The sequence below is a fragment of the Paenibacillus dendritiformis genome (genome assembly GCF_021654795.1).
In the GTDB taxonomy this organism is placed as follows: domain Bacteria; phylum Bacillota; class Bacilli; order Paenibacillales; family Paenibacillaceae; genus Paenibacillus_B.
Genome location: NZ_AP025344.1, coordinates 5916421 through 5934289, shown reverse-complemented (window position 1 = coordinate 5934289; position 17869 = coordinate 5916421). Strand labels below are relative to the sequence as shown.

General features: G+C 56.3%; 11 protein-coding genes. 6 read left to right on the top strand and 5 right to left on the bottom strand.

Annotated features, from left to right (window positions below):
* Position 1 precedes the first annotated feature (1 nt).
* The 5 genes from L6439_RS26365 to L6439_RS26345 form a co-directional block, all read right to left on the bottom strand.
* The gene (locus L6439_RS26365; protein WP_213469840.1) at positions 2–2602 is read right to left on the bottom strand and encodes a sensor histidine kinase; all 2601 of its coding nucleotides are present in this window, start codon (positions 2600–2602) and stop codon (positions 2–4) included.
* Between the two features lie 208 nt (positions 2603–2810).
* Positions 2811–3869, bottom strand: coding sequence for a tyrosine-protein phosphatase (locus L6439_RS26360; RefSeq protein WP_213469841.1), 1059 nt, complete (start codon positions 3867–3869; stop codon positions 2811–2813).
* Between the two features lie 191 nt (positions 3870–4060).
* On the bottom strand, positions 4061–5185 hold the full coding sequence (locus L6439_RS26355) for a Gfo/Idh/MocA family protein (protein ID WP_213469842.1): 1125 nt from the start codon (positions 5183–5185) through the stop codon (positions 4061–4063).
* A gap of 87 nt (positions 5186–5272) precedes the next feature.
* Entirely contained in the window at positions 5273–6136 is an 864-nt protein-coding gene (locus L6439_RS26350; protein WP_168179212.1) for a sugar phosphate isomerase/epimerase family protein, read from the bottom strand.
* A gap of 435 nt (positions 6137–6571) precedes the next feature.
* Entirely contained in the window at positions 6572–7459 is an 888-nt protein-coding gene (locus tag L6439_RS26345) for a C40 family peptidase (RefSeq protein WP_168179213.1), read from the bottom strand.
* A gap of 333 nt (positions 7460–7792) precedes the next feature.
* On the opposite strand from L6439_RS26345, the gene L6439_RS26340 reads away from it, so the two are divergent.
* From L6439_RS26340 to L6439_RS26315, 6 genes are all read left to right on the top strand, one after another.
* Entirely contained in the window at positions 7793–8182 is a 390-nt protein-coding gene (locus tag L6439_RS26340) for an OsmC family protein (protein WP_168179214.1), read from the top strand.
* A 240-nt stretch (positions 8183–8422) separates the two neighbouring features.
* Positions 8423–9106, top strand: coding sequence for a response regulator transcription factor (locus tag L6439_RS26335; RefSeq protein ID WP_168179215.1), 684 nt, complete (start codon positions 8423–8425; stop codon positions 9104–9106).
* On the top strand, positions 9103–10464 hold the full coding sequence (locus tag L6439_RS26330) for a sensor histidine kinase (RefSeq protein WP_237096657.1): 1362 nt from the start codon (positions 9103–9105) through the stop codon (positions 10462–10464). The genes L6439_RS26335 and L6439_RS26330 overlap by 4 nt, the downstream gene beginning before the upstream one ends.
* Before the next feature lie 1019 nt (positions 10465–11483).
* Positions 11484–14576, top strand: a complete 3093-nt coding sequence (locus tag L6439_RS26325) for an efflux RND transporter permease subunit (protein WP_213469843.1) — start codon at positions 11484–11486, stop codon at positions 14574–14576.
* A gap of 3 nt (positions 14577–14579) precedes the next feature.
* A complete protein-coding gene (locus tag L6439_RS26320; RefSeq protein WP_213469844.1) occupies positions 14580–15878 on the top strand; it encodes an efflux RND transporter periplasmic adaptor subunit in 1299 nt (432 codons plus the stop codon).
* Positions 15875–17731, top strand: a complete 1857-nt coding sequence (locus L6439_RS26315; protein WP_168179225.1) for a hypothetical protein — start codon at positions 15875–15877, stop codon at positions 17729–17731. Before L6439_RS26320 ends, L6439_RS26315 begins: the two co-directional genes overlap by 4 nt.
* Positions 17732–17869 lie beyond the last annotated feature (138 nt).

The window sequence follows — 17869 nt, the reverse complement described above, 5'->3', positions numbered from 1 at the left end:
CCTATTCTTCCCCTTTCGTTATAGGAAAATAGAGGGTGAACGTACTCCCTGCTCCCGGTTTGCTGGTCACTTCGATTTTCCCGCCATGGGCTTCCATAATGCCGACGCATATCGCCAGCCCCAAGCCTGTTCCCCCCGTTCGTCTGGCCGCAGTCGCATCTACTTGGTAGAAGTGATTGAATATCTTTTCAAGTTGATCGGCAGCGATGCCAATCCCGTTATCGGACACCGAGATTGTCAAATCATCCTGCTCTATATCTACCGAGACATCGATTTTTTTTATGGCGGCATCGTTATAACGAAGCGCGTTTGTAAATAAATTCACAAGTACCTGTTGAACACGGAGCTTGTCCGCATATAAAACAAAGTCGCTCCCCAGATGATTATGGAAATGGAATTCCGCATCTCGTCGAAGCGGCAGCGGAATTTGCTCCATCGATTTGGCAATCACTTGATCGGGACGGACCTTATTCATTTCCACGTACATGGTTCCGGATTCGATTTTGGAAATATCCATCCAATCGTTGACGAGGCACAGAATTCGGTCAATATCTTCATGGACTCCCTCGAGAAGCTCTTGCTGGAATTCCGGACCCCATTCTACCTCTTGCCGGAGCAAGGTTTCTATGCTTCCCTTAATATTCGTAATCGGGGTTTTGAATTCATGGGAAGTAAGCGAGATTAAATTATTTTTTAATGCGTCGATTTCCTCATCCTTCGTTATATCACGCAATAACAGGCCTTCACCGATCGTATCATCATCCAGCTTGACCAAAAATTTATGGAGTCGATAGTACTTTGGCTTCTGCTTATGCTCCATTTTTAGTTCGGCGTTTTCATCCGTGAAGAAGGAGGACAATTCCTCTTTGTCGACATCAAATAGGGCCAGAAATCTCTTGTACACATCATTCAGATTTTTTACCTGATGCTCTTCTCCGTTCGCAACGACATTCAGGAAAAATTCATTCACGTATTCGACTTTTTTTTGGTTGTTTACGAGCATTAAGCCCTCGGACATGCTTTCCAGGACAGCGAGCCACACCGCATTCTTATTGCGGATTTGTTCAAATAAAAACTTATTTTGCAGCATGATGCCCAACGAATTGGAGAACGTATCGAGAAACTCTTGTTCGCTGGCCGAAATCGAGGACCGTGATCCAAGATCGACGACGAGAAATCCGTTATGTTTTTCTTCGAGCGGAATCGTTTTAATATACGGGAGCTTTCCTTTTATATTTCGGTTAACATACTCAAGTAAATTTTGATTCGTATGAATCTTCTCATTCGTCACGGCAAGATCATGGAAGAGAACATGAATCGAATAGTCGGTAAACGGCTTCATTTCCTGCAGACCGTGTTGAATAAACTGAGCTAAATCCTTATTGGAGGACACGGACGTGATTAGTTTGTTGACCGCTTTCAGCTCCGAATTTTTATGTTTTAAAATCGCGGTTCTTTCTTGCACTCTTCCTTCAAGTTCTTTATTTAACTCCATTAATTCCTTTCTGTTGTTCTCGACTTCATCAATCATATGATTGAAATAAAAAAACAGCTCTTCCAGTTCTTTTGGACCTTGGATTTTCTTTGTGCGGATATGATTTTCTTTCAAGCCCACCGTATATTCTTTAATATAGTTAAGCAGCTGTCGAATCGTTTTTTCCAGCCGGTTGGTCAAGAAAAGGCTTGCTCCAACCATGGTGATGGTGGTAAGAAACAGGACGGCAATGATGGTCAGTACCGAATTTCTGTATCTATTGGAGAGTACGTCCGCCGATTTTCCTACCCAGACTATCCAATCCAGAGGTTTAATTTTTTCATACGTAATATAGACATCCCCGGGCGGGTCCTCCAGGCTGAAAAAACCGCTGCCCTGGGCTGTGTGCTGCTCTTGAATATGATGAACAATCTGTGATTGCGACAGGTTAACCAGTTCTCTCCTTGTATCAACATAAGGATGGACGATGACGTTTTTTTCATGATCAATGACCACAGCATAGTCTTCGTCGCTCATGCTCCAATTCTGAATGTGCATTCTTAAGGCATCCAGATCCAAAGCCCCAAGCACATAACCTATCATTTCTCCGGCATCGTTCATAATGGGAGACGCAATGGTGACTAATAAATTCTCGGTTCCGCCTCGGCCTTGAAACACCGGGGAGATAACGGTGCTTTTCTTGCTCAGCAATTCTTTATAATAAGAACGATCGCTAAAATTAAGATCTTCTCGTTTTGTCCCATCGGTATTGACTTGGGGATAGAAAACGATGGATTGCCCATTTTGATCCCCGACATAGAAGTTGACAAAGCCAGGGTAAATCGTTTTGATATGTTTGAGATGCTCTTGAATACGTTGAACATCCTTTTGGGCAAAAAGCTCCCTTACATTTACCGCTTGCGTCTGGATCGCCTTTTTATGCTCGACAATGTAACCGCTAATATAATCGGCAAGATACTTCGACGCTTGAGCCTGGCTTTTTTTATTTTCTTTCATTAATGAAATTAATTGGTGAATTTGAAAGCTGCCAAGAAGAATAGTTGAAAAAAAGGTAATGATTAAAAATGAATAAATGAGTTCCTTTTTAAAGGAGCGAGCCTTTTTCATTGCCCCCCTCCCGTCTGCAATGGAATGTTGTGCGCCTAAGAGAAAAGCCAATCTAGTCATCTCGACTGCATTATAAGGACTGAGGCATTACAATCGCATTAAATTGTAAGGGGTTACATTACAAAAATATAAAAAGTTATCGGAGAACAGGCGCCGCGTCTCCTCAGGAAGAGATGCAGCGCCGATAGGCGTCAGGCGGCTCGCAGGATTACGGCTGCGCGGTCAGCAGCTTATCCTTCAGCGCGGCGATCTCCTCCGCGGACAAGCCGAGCGATTCGGATACGAAGCGGCCGATATCGCCGTACTCACGCCCGATCTCCGCGAAGGCGGCTTCCAAATATTCCGACCTTGCCTCCCAGACGGCGTCGAGCACTTCATTGCTGACCTTGCCTGTGCCGAGCTTGGCAGCCGTCTTCGAACGAAGCAGCCCCGTATTGAGATAGCGGTTCGTCAGTAAATAGTCGGTCATGACCGTGTCCAGCGGAACTCCCAGCGTCAGGAGCAGCAGCGCGGCCACCAGGCCGGTGCGATCCTTGCCTGCCGTACAGTGGAACAGCAGCGGAGCGCCGTTCTCGGCCAGTAAATGATCGAAGATGCTGCGAAGTCCCGCCGTCGAGTGGACGAGCGAGCGGTTCATGTCGACGAGCAGCTGCCCCGGCTTGCTTGCCGGCGCTCTGCCTTGCTCCGAGACGTCCCCGGGCTGCCGAATGACGTCCTTGCCAAGCATCTCGACGAGCGGGATATGAGTATGGACGGCGGGCGCAAGCGGCGGAGACGGCATCGCCGCCACTTCGTCGCTGTCCCGCAGATCGCAGATCTGGCGCAGGTGCAGCGAATCCAGATAGTCGAGATCATCCGGAGTCAGATCCGATAATTCCGGAGATCGGTAGAGACTGCCCCATTGGACATACCGTCCTTCTGCCGTCCGGTATCCGCCCAGATCGCGGAAGTTGGAGACGCCCGCGAGCGGAAGCACGCGCTCGGCTGTCGTCAGCAGATATTGTCCATTCTGGCATAGATGATAGTAGATTCTGCGGCCCGGCGCCGGATCGGGGAAGGAGACCTCCTGTCCCGGCACTACGGTGGCCGCGAAGGCGGACTGTTCCGGATCATATTGGGGGCGCGGACTGGAGTACAGGGTCAGGGGGGCCGTCCCCCAGCCTCCTTCATCGGCAAGCAGGAAGCAGAGCCTGCCGGATGACTTGGACCGGTGGATGGCTGCGGTCTCCAGCGGGGGATGGTTCATGGCATGGAATGATGTCGGCATTGTCTAGTCACCTCTTCCGTTCCCATTCATGATGAAGCTTACACTTCCATCATATACGATATGCGGGGAACAAGCGAACGAAGGGGATAGACGCGTGGCTGGAAGGAAACAAGTTCCTGTGGCTCTTGCCGCCTGCGGGCGTTATGAGCTTCAGGAAGCTTCAGGATGCCGAAGCCTGCCGCTCCACTGATCTACAACCGGATCGCGCTGGATACGGAGGAGGCGGCGACCTCCTCCGCTGTCACTTCCCGGCCGAGCGCGCCGGACATATAAATGCCCTCGCTGATAAGCATGGTGTTCAAAGCCAGTTCCGCTGTCGGCAGGAGGGGAACGATTCCGCTGAGCGCCGCAACCCAGTGTCCCTGGGACGAATCATAAGCCCACTCGTTCGGGTTGAGCAGATGGCGGCGCCGGTCCATCGCATTCAGGTCGATCACGGTGTCGAGGTCCAGGTCGAGCACCGTGCTATGGTACGTGAATGGTTGAATATGGTCCCCCTTGCGGGCCGGCATGCGGATGCCGCCCTCGGAGCCGACGATGCTGCTGCCTTCGAAGCCGCCAAGATGGATCGCCCAGGCCTCGATAATATCGAGCGTGATGCCGCCTTCGAACTTGATCAAGCCGACCCCGAGTTCTTCCACATCGAACTTGCTCATCTCCCTCCGATCCGGAAGCATATCCATCTCTTGATAGGTCTGGCCGCTAATGCGGGTCACCGTTGGCAGACCGAGCAGATAGAGAATCTGGGAGATATGGTATACTCCCATATCGTAGAGAGCGCCCCCCGAGGCGGTGGCCTTCTGCGTGAATGCCGTCGTGCCGTATCCGTCGACGAACGGGCGGCCGCGGCGGCGGAAGCCGGTCGATCGCGCATGATACAGCTTGCCGAGCTTGCCGCCGTCGATCAGGGTTTTGGCGGCCTTCGTCTCCTTGCTGTACAGGGTAGACAGCTGGATATGCAGCATCTTGCCTGTAACTCGGGCCGACTCCAGCATCGCGGCGCCATCCCGGTAGGAGCCGGCAATCGGCTTCTCGCAATAGACATGCTTGCCAGCTTCCATAGCCGCGATCGAGACCGGGGCGTGAAAGTTGTTATGCAGGCATACATCGACCGCTTCGATGTCATCGCGCTTCAGCAGCTCGCGGAAATCGGCATACACATGGGGGATCCGGTTCGCCTCCGCGACCCGGCGCGCCTCCGCTTCATTAATATCGCAAATGGCGACGATGTCGGCGCCGCCCACCCGATGATATTCGTTCAGGTGATGCTTCCCTATCTGGCCTGCTCCAATGATCGCGATACGTCTTCGTTCCATCGAATCTGCCTCCTGGCGTTCCTGAATTCATGCGAATAGAATCGGCGTGCTGCCGTCCGGTTCGGAGCTTCCGTGCTCTCCCCGGCGTTAGACTTCCCGCTGGCGGTCCGGCCCGTTCTCCTGCAGAAGCGCGCGAAGCCGCGCCAGCGCCTCTTCGATGGCCGCGAGCTGATCGTCCGGCGCGTTGTACTCGACGGCCCAATAGCCGTCGTACCCGGCCTGAACCAGGTTCGACAGGCGCATCGCGGCATTCGGGGCCTGAAGCGTCCGCCAGTCGACATGCGTATGGCGCACCCAGCGGGCAACCTCGCTATCGCCCTCCCAGATGAAGGGTTCATTCTCGTCCGCCATCGGCTTGGCGTTCACGATTGGCTTGTTCCTTGCCTGCCAGCGTCCCAGATGGAGCAGGATGCCGTAATGGGGGTGATCGACGGCTTCGGAGATGCGCGCGAGCGCTTCCGGACGCAAGGCAAATCCGGTATGATTCTCCGGGCCGACCCAATAGCCGCCCTGCGCTGCCCGGTCCGCGTAGGAACGGTAGCGGGCGGCGACATATTCCAGGGCTTCGTCGCTTATCTGATCGCCGCCATGCAGCACCGCATCGATCCGGACGGACTTGGCGCCCAGAATCTCGGCCGCGCGAAGATGGGCAAGCGCATTCTGATGCAGCGCCTCGCGAATCTCCGGGTCCGGATCCCAGAGGTGAGCCGTATCGACGGCGATGTTGACCAGCGTCATCTCGCGTTCGTCCAGCGTCTGGCGAATACGGCGCAGATGATCATCATCCGCCACCTTCCAGACCGGACGGGAGGTATCGGCAAAGAAAGCATTCCAGAAATCAACGGCGTGGAGCCCAAAGCGTTCATGCACCGTACGGATATAAGTGAAGATATCCATTTTTCCTTCGACGCGCATCGTGTTGAATGAGAAGCCTCCAATGGATAGTTTCATGGCTGTCCTCCTTCAAAGGGGGTATAAGATCGAAAGCATTCGCTTCCCGCTCCAGCAACCTTCCCGGCGCTGAAAACGGAATGTGAGGGAACAAGTTATAAGCGCTTTATTTTCCAATCCGAGCGTAGCAGATTATGAAAAAGGGAACAATTCGGCTATAGCGCCATATTGATACCGTTTACATGACAGATTGCCCTTCCATCTCGCGCTCACGCTCGATTCCGAAGGTTTGCTTCAAATCGGAGCGGGTGTGTCAATGATAAAAATCACAGCAAAGCGGGCATCCTCGGCGGATCGGGTCATTCGGCCGCACCGTATGGAACCGCGCGGGATGGGACTAAGGGGGAAGACAGGAAAAAAACACCCGCCCGGATGCAGTATCGCGGGGCAGATGTTTCAGCGGCAAGGAATAAGGGGTAAACCCTGGTTATTGAATTAGAGCACCCGCTTGGCTCCGACGTAGGTCCGGCTGGACCAGGAGGAGGACAAGCTGGTTATCGTAACGCGTCCGGCGGAACCGGAAGAAGCGTTGATATATTTATTGTCTCCGATGTAAATCCCCACATGGGAAATCGTCTTGCCGTCGCCGGCGAAAAAGACGAGATCGCCAGGCTGCAGGCTGCTTACTTTGGAACCCGAAGCGCTGTACATGGCGCGGGACGTGCGCGGCAGTTCGATCCCATGCTTGCGGAAGACGTAGCCCACATAGCCGGAGCAGTCGAAGCCGTTCGGCGTCGTGCCGCCCCATACATAAGGAACGCCCAGGTAGCTGCGGGCCGTGTTCAGGATCGCGGCTGACTTATCCTCGGACGCTCGGGCCGAGGCGGTCTGGACCTCTCCCCGGGCCCGGTTGATGCGGGGGATATTCTTCATCTGTTCCGCATCCCATTCGAAGCTCAATTGAAGCTGATCCAGCAGGAAGCGGAAAGGCACGTATGTACTGTCCTTATAAGACATCGGGGCGCTGCCCATGCTCACTGTTGTGCCGTTCACCTCGGCCTTGGAGCTGTTGGACTTCAGCCGGATCGTGTTTGTGCCATTCGACATTTCTATCGTCTGCACGTCCTTGTCATCGGCTTGCCAATTCAGTTCATAGCCCAATTGCTCGGCTACGGCGCGCAGAGGAACATGCATGTTCTGCGCTTCATCTATAATGGGAATAATATCATTCGTAAACTGCAAATTTTCACCGTTAACCTGGAGCGTAATCTGTTTCGTAGCTGCGGCGGCTTGGACAGTCGCATCGGTCCATGCGCTGTCTGCCAACAGCATGCATCCGAATACGGCGCCTGCCACAAGGGCAGATCGGATGGCGGTCTTCACGGCATCTCCTCCTTCATTGTTAAAACTGTAAATGGATTACTAAAAAATCGACAAAACTAGCCTAACATAGGTTACAAAATGATGACAATAGTCTGCGGGAATCATAATTACAAAACTGTAACCTTTCCGGAGAGGCGCTTTTTTTCGCTTTGTATAGCCATTTTGGAGCGGAATAAGGGTTGGTACGCTACTATCGGAAGCTGCTATGGAAATGAAAGGGATGTCGAATAAAAGGAATCAATTTCCTGGAGGCTTGATCCATGTTCTCAGAGGAGGCTCAGCAGGACAAGTCTTGGAGGCAGGCAAGGCTCTATTGAAAAGGAGGGATGACATTTGCAAGTTATCGTCACACGAATCGAGCCGCATCGTCAGGTTGGGAACGTTCGTTCTCAAAACATTCCGATTGTGCGGGAGGGCGAGCAAGAGCGGGGCGTTAGGCCTGGGGAACTATGGTTGATGGCGCTTGCCTCGGATGTTGGAGCGGAGATGGAGCGCTATGCGGAGGAGCGGGGATGGGCGTTGTCCTCCCTGCAGATTGAAGCGCAGGATGAGCGGAACGGCGAAGGCGCCATCTTGGATATCAAGCTGTATGTGACGGCCGAAGGCTTGACCGCCCCGCAGCGGGGGGAGATGTTCGGCGCGGTCCGGCCGCGCTGCAGGCTGCTTCGGGCCGTCCATCCGAATCTGGAAATTTATTTTGCGGACCGTCTGGTTCAGGATTGAACCGTGCGGTTGGCATCGGCAGGCTGCTTCCGATAGCGGAAGCGGCCTGTTCGCGATCGTCTTATTCAGGACAGAGAAAATATATCCGATGAAGAGAAAGATGGCTCGTAACCGTCAGGGAAATCATGGAATATTGGGGTGAGGTATATTACAATAAATGCGGTGTCATGAGAGGCATCGGAGCATCCAGTAGAAAAAGAAATTAAGGGAGAACGAGGGGAATGGAGTGTCGAACAGACGATGAGAACGATATTGGTCGCAGATGATGACGAGCATATCCGCGAGATGATAGGTTTGTTTTTGCGCAATGAAGGTTTCCGGGTGCTGGAGGCGGAGGACGGGGAGCAGGCGCTCCGCCTGATGGAGACGGATCCGGCTGATCTGGTTATCCTCGATATTATGATGCCCGTAATGGACGGCTGGCAGCTCTGCAGCGAGCTGCGGTCGCAGTACCCTGATCTTCCGCTGTTCATGGTCACGGCCAAGGGAGAGGCCGGCCAGAAGGTAAAGGGCTTCCGTCTCGGCACGGACGATTATATAACAAAGCCGTTCGATCCGATGGAGCTGGTGATGCGGGTAAAGGCGCTGCTGCGCCGCTACAAGATCGTGTACGAGCAGATTATCCGCCTCGGCAGCTTGAAGCTGGACCGGAACAGCTACAAGGTCTACGCGGATGACCCGTCCATGGGGACGACGCTGCCGCTCAAGGAGTTCGAGCTGCTGTTCAAGCTCGCGAGCCATCCGGGGCAGATTCTGACCCGGGAACAGTTGATCCGCGACATCTGGGGCATCGATTATGAGGGGGAGGAACGGACCGTCGATGTCCATATCAAGCGTCTGCGCGAGCGCTTCGCCGGCCACGCGCACGAGTTCCGCATCGAGACTGCCCGCAGTCTCGGGTACCGGCTGGAGGTCTGCTCATGATGAGGACGCTGTACGTCCGGGTTGTGCTCACCTTTTTATTCGCCGTAATCGCAGGCATGATCGTTGCATTTGCCGCTTCCGGCTTTTTTTTCGAGAGAGAGATGAGAGAGATTGTCTACCGGGACCTGACCCAGCTCGGCAATGATATGGTCCGGCTGTATCAGCAGGTGCCCGAAGCGGAGTTCCGCGATTATCTGGACTCCTTGAAATCATTCGAATGGATACAGGTTCAGGTCTTCGACAGCAAGAGCAACGCGATCGTGCGGCATACCCTCGCCGGACGTCCGCCGGAGTCGATGGCGGCACAGGTGGTGAAGGATGTGCTGTCCGGGAGGCCGTATCACAGCACGGAGCCGGAGAGCTCCGAGCCCATCATCGGCATCTCCTTTCTGAAGGAGGGAGAGCCGCATGCTCTCTTCTTGCGAATGAAGTACGGCGATAATAAACTGATCAGTCGGCTGATTCTGTTCACGCTTGCCGTGGTGCTGGCGGCCGGGAGCCTCTGCTTTCTCGTCGCCGCCCGCTATGTCGTGCGGCCGATCAAGAAGATGACCGAGGCGACGAAGCGCATGGCGAAGGGGGATTTCAGCACGAAGCTGAGCTTCCGGCGGAAGGACGAGATCGGCGTCCTCGCCGCCAGCTTCAACCATATGGCGCAGGAGCTCGGCCAGATGGAACAGATGCGGCAGGATTTCGTCTCCAGCGTGTCGCATGAGATTCAGTCGCCGCTTACTTCGATTTACGGCTTCGCCAAGGCGCTTCGCAACCGCGTCATCCCCGAGGCAGATCAGGAGCGCTATCTGGAAATTATGATGACGGAATGCGAACGCTTGTCGCGCCTCAGCGACAATCTGCTGCAGCTCGCTTCGCTCGATTCGGAGCATCATCCGTTCGCGCCGCGCATCTACCGGCTCGACGAACAGCTTCGCCAAGTCATCGTCGCCGCAGAGCCGCAAAGGGCCGACAAGGAGCTGCGCCTGGAGGACCGGCTCGAAGACGTCACGATCGAAGCCGATGAGGATCTTCTGAGCCTCGTCTGGACGAATCTGCTCGGCAATGCGATCAAGTTCACGCCGGAGAACGGCAGGATTACCGTCAGCCTTGCGCGTCAGGACGGGAAAGCGCTCGTCATCATTGCCGACAACGGGATCGGCATCGCGGAGGAGGACCGGGCGCGCGTGTTCGAGCGCTTTTACAAGGCGGACAAGGCCCGCAGGCGCAATGCGGGCGGCAGCGGCCTCGGCCTGGCCATCGTGAAAAAGGTCGTCACTTTGCATCACGGGACGATCCGAATCGACAGCGAGCCCGGCAAGGGGACGACCGTGAGCGTGACGCTTCCGATCCGGCGTAATTGGTAGTTCCACAGGGGGTATCCCACAAGTAGTATGTAACTACAGTGAGACAGCCCCCTGATTCTCAAAGCTCGATTCTCAAAGCTAGACACTCCGAAAACTGCAAAACTACACCTTTCCTTTACCACGTGTGCTCCGTTGCAGGGAATCCTGTAAAACTGCATCAATTTCCGACTTCCAATAGATAAAACGACAAAACCGATGGAAATCATGTACTTTTCGGGCTGTTGGAAAACCCCTGTTTTCTTCGGAGGGGTGAAGATGCCCACTTTCCTCATCGAAACTTGACATTCAAAGCGTTATCGCCTTCTGGAGGCATCATAACCTCCTGGGGTTTAACGTGTGTGTGGCGGGATTGCTGCTATTTTACAGGATTTTCGGCTCAATGAGTCCACATTCCGAGAAAATGCTGCACAGCTACATCATTTTAGGCCCTCTTGAGCGAAGTCGAAGCGAAACAGGTGAAATTGCTGTAGTTTTGCAGGATTCATTTTCTGGTGAAGTCGTCTATCTCAAATTGCTGTATTTGCGCAGGATTTGGGTTACTGAATAGGCTTGACTGGAACAATTGTCGCCGACCTGATAGACGTTTCCAAGGAAATGTTGCCGTTCTCAGACACTCCGATCAGAGCGTGTTACATCCATTTTTTCTACAGTGAGACAAGTCCTAATGAAGGATCGAAAACTCCCCTGGACTTTCTCAACAGCCTGACTTTTGCGGGAATTTCTTCAAATATCGGCTTAAAGAGCAGAAGTTGTTGCCTCCACGCATCATTTCACTGGTTCACCCAGCTTCCCCCGTTTTGCGCGCCGCTATTTTTCGCTCTGTAGACTCCTCTAGCGCGAGCGCTTTCTTTATTTCCCGCATCCACATTCTCTATCGGCTCCTCACCTCAATCATTTTGCAATGCCTATGAGCCACCCCCTTTTTTCTTTTTAGTTCATACTCCGTTCATATTTCGCTGCTATCTTGAATTCGTTCGTTGCGGTAGTGCAGAGAAAAAGGAGGGGAGAGATAGACAACGATGAATTCGCTTATTCAATTTTCGATGAAACAGGTGGCGGCCGTCATCATCCTGTGCTGCATGCTGTTCGGGGGCGGGATCTATGCCGCGACCAGCCTCAAGGTGGACAACATGCCTGATATTTCATTGCCGATCGTGATGGTCACCGTTCCTTATCCGGGGTCGCCGCAGGATGTCATGGAAGACGTCACCAAGCCGCTGGAGAAGAAAATTAGCGCGATGGAGAACGTGAAGACGATCGAGTCCACTTCGAGCGATCAGATGGCGACCATTATCGTGACATTCGAGGAAGGCGCGGACCCGGATCGGAAAAAGGCGGACATGGAGAGCCTGTTCCAGGAGACGGAGCTGCCGTCGGAGGCGGGACGCCCCAAAGTATCGACATTCGGCGTCTCGTCCATTCCTACATACTATCTCGCCATTCAGGCGGGGGAAGGAATGGAGCAGACGGAGCTGGAGCATCATTTCGAGCATGTGATCCGGCCCGGATTCCAGGCGATGCCGGGGCTCGATCATATGGATGTCATCGGCGAGCGCAAGACGGAGGTGGCGATCCGGCTGTCTCCGGAGCTGCTGCGAGTGAACGGGCTCACGCCGGCGCAAGTGTCCGAGGCGGTCCAGAGCGCGATGGCTGCCGGCCCGGCGGGGACCGTGGAGCTGGACGGCAACACGCTGCTCGCCCGGATGGACAACGGCCTGCGCAGCATCTCGCAGCTGGAGGCGATCCCGCTGGCGGCGGCGGACGGAAGCCAGCTGACGGTGGGCAGTCTCGGAAGCGTGGCGGAGATACGCGAATCGGCGTTCGCGGCCCGCATGGACGATCGGCCTGCTATCGGGGTCCTGCTGTATAAGACCGGGAGCGCGAACGCCGTTCAGTTCACGGACCAGGCCGATGAGTTGATGGAGCGGTGGACCTCCGAATTGAAGGGGATTACGTTCAAGCAGGTGTACAATTACGCGGATGAAGTGAAGCAGTCGATTGGGGGACTGCTGCGCGAAGGCATGGTCGGCGCCGTGCTGGCTTCGCTCATGATTCTGGTGTTCCTGCGCAACATGCGGATGACGCTGATCGTGCTCGTGTCGATTCCGCTGTCCGTCCTGATCGCGCTGCTGATGATGAAGTGGCTCGATATTTCCTTGAACATCATGACGCTGGGCGGCATGTTCATCGCTATCGGCCGCGTCGTCGACGACAGCATCGTCGTTATCGAAAATATTTACAGCAAGCTGGAGCAGGCGGCCCGCAAGGAGGAGTCGGTCATCCTGCTCGCGACGAAGGAAGTGGCGAATGCCATTACGTCGTCCACGCTGACGACGGTAGGGGTGTTCGCGCCCATCGGCCTGATTAGCGGGCCGGCCGGCCAATTGTTCCGCCCGTTCGCGGTGACGCTGTCCTGCGCCATCCTGGCTTCGCTCGCCGTCGCGCTGACCGTCATTCCAATGCTGGCCAAATTGATCGTGCTCCGCAGCGCCAACGCCAAGGCCCATGTGGAGCCGGGGCCGTCCGCCTTCACGGAGGGGTACCGTCGCATCCTGGAATGGTCGCTGCGCCATCGTTGGAAGACCTTGGGGGCCTCGGCGTTGCTCTTTGTCGTCACGATGGTTGCGCTCGTGCCGCAGTTATCCTTCACCTTCATGCCGGAAGGGAATCCGCCGCGCCAGTTTTATTTTACGGTGAAGCTGCCTTACGAGACGGCGCTCAAGACGACGGATGCCGTCGTCAAGGATATGGAGGCGAAGCTGCGGTCGGCGTCGGACAAGGCGGGCCGTCCGCTGTTCACCTTCGTCGAGGCCTTGGTCGGCTACGGGGGCGACCCGAACGCGATTCCGTATATGGCCCAGATCTATACCGAGGTGAATGAAGATGCCGACGTCGAGCAGGTGAAGCGGGATTATAAGGAATCGCTCCTGTCCCTTGTCCCGGCGGGAAGCGAGATAGATACGCGCACCTTGTCGGGCGATTCGGGAGGAGGCGAGGATTTCTCCTATGTGCTGAAGGGAGAGGACAGCGGCAAGCTGCGCCAGGCTGCCGCCGTCATCAAGGAGGCCGTGCTGGGCTACCCGGAGCTGACGGAGGTCAAGGACTCGTTGAGCGAAGCTTCTTCCGAGGTGACGATTCAGTTGGACCCGCACAAGGCGCTTCAGGCGGGGGTATCCCCGGCTGCCGTCCAGCACTCGCTTCGCACCTGGCTCTTCGAGCAGAAGCTGGGCGAATACCGGTTCGATGAAGGCCTGCGCGCGTTGACCATCCAGACGGGAGAGAACGGAAGGCAGGATCTGGAGGGGGTCGGCAATATCCTGATGGAGACGGGGAACGGCGGCATGGTTCGCGTCGCCGACGTTGCGGATGTGACCCGGGAGCTGGCTCCCGCCTCGATCAAGCGGGTAAATGAAGAGCAGGTCGTCACGGTGTCGGCTAAAATTACCGGCAAGAACAAGGGGGGCATCAGCGCCGGTATCGCCGCTGAACTGGATCAGATTGAACTCCCGGAAGGCGTGAGCCGTTCCGTGGGCGGCATCAGCGAGAACATCGGGGACAGCTTCGGCCAGTTGTTCGTCGCGATGGGCGCCGCCATCGGCGTCGTCTACCTCATTATGGTCTTGACCTTCGGCAATGCCAGCGCGCCGTTCTCGATTCTGTTCTCGCTCCCGTTCGCCGCGATCGGCGGCGTGTTCGGCCTGTTCGTGACGAACGAATCGCTGAACATTACCTCGCTAATCGGGTTCATGATGCTGATCGGCATTGTCGTCACCAATGCCATTGTCTTTATCGATAAGGCGCAGCAGCTGCGCAAGGCGGGCTTTGCGGTGCGGGAAGCGCTGGTGGAGGCCGGGGTGTCGCGCCTGCGGCCGATCATCATGACGGCCGGAGCCACCATCGTGGCGCTGCTGCCGCTCGCTTTTGGCTTCGGGCATGGCACGCTGATATCGAGAGGGCTGGCCGTCGTCGTCATCGGCGGACTGACCGTATCCACGCTGCTGACTCTCTTGGTCGTGCCTGTCATGTATGACCTGATCGGACGGGGGAAGCGCAGCCAAGTTCATGTCTTGCCGGCCGCCGCGCCGGAGCAAGCGGAAGGAAAGGGGATGTAACGAATGAGACACAGCAAGAAGAGCCGGCGCAAGCGCGGGCTCGGCATGATGGCCGGCATCGCCGCCTTCGCCGTGCTGCTGGCGGCCTGCGCCGGCCAGCCGGAGAATGGGGCGGCGCCTGCGGATGCGAAGCAAGCGGCTCCGCTCGTGAAGACAGCTGTCGTGAAGCGCGAGAAGATCGGCATGCCGGCCGAACTGATTGCCGAGATCGCGCCTTCCGTCTCCATGGATGTCATGGCGAAGGGGAGCGGCGAGGTGACCGCTGTCCTGAAGAAGCGCGGCGATCGCGTGAAGCGCGGAGAGGTTATCGCCCGGCTGGATGACTCCGCCGCTCATATGAAGAAGAAGCGGGCGGAGCTTGCTATCCGCAGCGCCGAGAATCTTTTGGAGCAGACGGAGGAGAAGGAACGGATCGGCAAAGAAGAAGTGAAGCAGAGCATTGAGAAGCTGGAGCGGGAGATGGAGCAGCAGACGAAGGAACTGAACCGCCTCAAAAACGGATATGACGAAGGCACGGTAGAGAAGGCTGCCGTCGATCAGGCCGAGCTGCAGCTGAAAAATTCGGAGATTGATCTCGGCGTGTGGAAGATGAAGCTGGAGGCGGCCGACAATAGCGATTCGAAGGCCACCGCCCGCCAACAGCTCGATACGGCGAAGCTGGAGCTTCTGGAGGCGGGGATGGCTATCGAGGAGGCCCGAATCGCCGCGCCGTCAGACGGTATCTTGACCGAATGGACTCCGCAGCCTGGCATGATGCTGAACCAGGGGGGGACGATCGGCCGGATCGTGCAGCTTGATCCGGTCCTTGTCCGGGCCAAGCTTCCGGAAGACCTGCTGCCTCTGGTGGAAGGGAAGAGCTCGCTTTCCTTCTATGTATCCGATCGCCCCGGCCAGACCTATAAGGGCTCGCTCGCCTATCTGTCCGAGGTCATGGATACGCGCACCCGAACCTATGATGTCGAGCTGCGGGCCGCGAACGGCAAAGGGGAACTTAAGCCCGGCATGAAGGTGCGCATTCGGCTGGAGACGGAAGCGGAGCGGCTCGTGCCGGCCGTTCCGGCCAGCGCGATCATCCGTGAGGAGAGCAAGACGTTCGTCTTTGTCTATAAGGACGGCAAGGCGGTGCGGCAGGAAGTCGAGCTCGGCCCGCTCCAGGGCACGCTCTATGCCGTGACGGATGGACTGAAGGAAGGAGCTACCGTCATCGTGACGGGACAGCATCGGCTGAAGGAGAATGAGCCGGTATCGGTGGAGCCGCCATCCGCCAAGCCGCAGCAGCCAGAGAAGGGGGATAACCAATGAAGCCGAAGACGAAGCGGAGCTTGAAGCGAATCACGGCCGTGGCATGGGCGGTCAGTCTGCTTGCCATGGCGATAACCGGGGCGGTTCCGGTGCCGGGGCTGTCCGGCACGGCGGAAGCGAAGGAGCAGAAGAGCGGCAAGGCAGCGCCCTCGCGCGCTTCGATCCAGACGGATGCGGCCGCCTTCATGAAGTCCGCCCACGGCATCGAGATCGCGGTGGAGCGGGTCATCTACGGGCAGCGGGACAACGGTCGCCAGGTGGCCGCCGTGTTCCAACTCAAGAATAGTTCCGGGAAGCGGATCCGTATCCCGGACTATGAGCTGGCCGTCCGGATGGCGTCCGGGGCGGAAGCCGCCATGGAGCCGAGCGCCGGAAGCCCGCGCTTCCTCATGCCGGGCCAGACCGTGGAGTGGCGCTGGATGAGCCGGACGCTAGCGGAGGAATCCGCTCCGGTGCGGTTCATCTGGAAGAAGACAGATCGGGAGGTGTATCCGGCGAAGGTGACCATTCTCGGCGGAATGCCCATCCGGGACGTATGGGAGAACGACTACAGCCCGATTACCGATCCGGAGAAGGTGAAGCCTTGGGGGCACTCGTTTCAATTGAATGGTCCTGCCGGCACCTCGATGCTTATCTTCACCCCGATAAGCATCGTGAAGAGCTCGGGCAAGCCGGAACAGACGACGGAACGGGCGCGAGAGAAGCTGGATACGGTGCATATCGTGACCTTGCGGGTAGAGAACCGGAATAATATTAGCGAGAAGCTCCCCGAGTTCACCTTGACCGCATGGTCGGATACCGCCATCTATGACGGGAAGCGGCTCGGCCAGCCGGCTCCGCCCGTTCTCAAGCCGGGCGAAGCGGTTCAGCTCCGCTATGCCGTGGAGACGGGAGCGAACCGGGAGCTTACCATGCTGCGGGTGCTGACGCCGGAGACATTCCTTCCGCCCGATGCCTCTGATCCGGACCAGGCGGTAACCTACCAGGTCGGGCGCATTCAGATTGCCGTGCCAAGACAAGCGGAGGCCTCCGTGCCGCCGATCGACTATAAGCTGCGGACGCCAATGAAGTTCTCTTCTGGTTCGGATCTGTTCCCGAAGGGGCTGAATATGTCCATCGAGGAAGACACGATGCTGGCGAACAAGGAGGCTGGCTTCACTGCGCTGCTCCTCCGGTTCAAGCTGGAGAACAAGAGCGGCTCGTCCATCACCCCGCCGCCGTTCCATGCGGAGCTTGAGGGCGCGGACGGGACGCGGTATGGCGGGGAACGAATCGGCACGCCGGCGGCCGAACCGAAGGCGCTCATTCCGAACGCCTCCGTCGTCGAGTCGCATTTGTTTATTCTGCCGGAAGGCGAGACGGGCAAGGATCTGCTCCTGCATCTCGTCGACAACCGGGAAGAGAAGGGGTACCCTGTCGTCATGGACACGTTCCGCTTCTCGACGACGCTGGACAACACCTCCGATCTCATTTACGACATGTATCCGTTCCGCATCAAAATCGACAATTGGGATGGCAAGTGGATCCGCGACGTGAATCCGATGACGCAATCGGACTCCTCCTCCTACGACCTGGAGCTTAGGCTCAATATCGATCGGGCGCGGCAGGTGATGGCCGATGCGAATCTGTCCCGCATCCGGCTGGAGTTGGCGGATCATGGCGGCCGCGTGCTGGGAACGAAGCAGTTCTCGCTCGTCGAAGAGCCGCGGCTGACGGACGGAGTACAGCATATCTACTTCGAGAATATCGATTTGGCGAGCGTCAAATATCCGGTTATGGTTAATTTCTACGAGACGCTGGATACCCCGTACGGTCCGGTCAAGCGGTTCCTGGGCCGGGTCATCCGGAGTTAACGGCCACACCTCCAACCCTATGTCAATGCATGGCCAAGGCTGCAGAACCTGAGAAGGTTTTGCAGCCTTTTTTTGAATGAGGAGAACGGGGCGATCAACTCTTTTCGCGCAGGCAGTATGAAAAAAAGAGTGTATCTA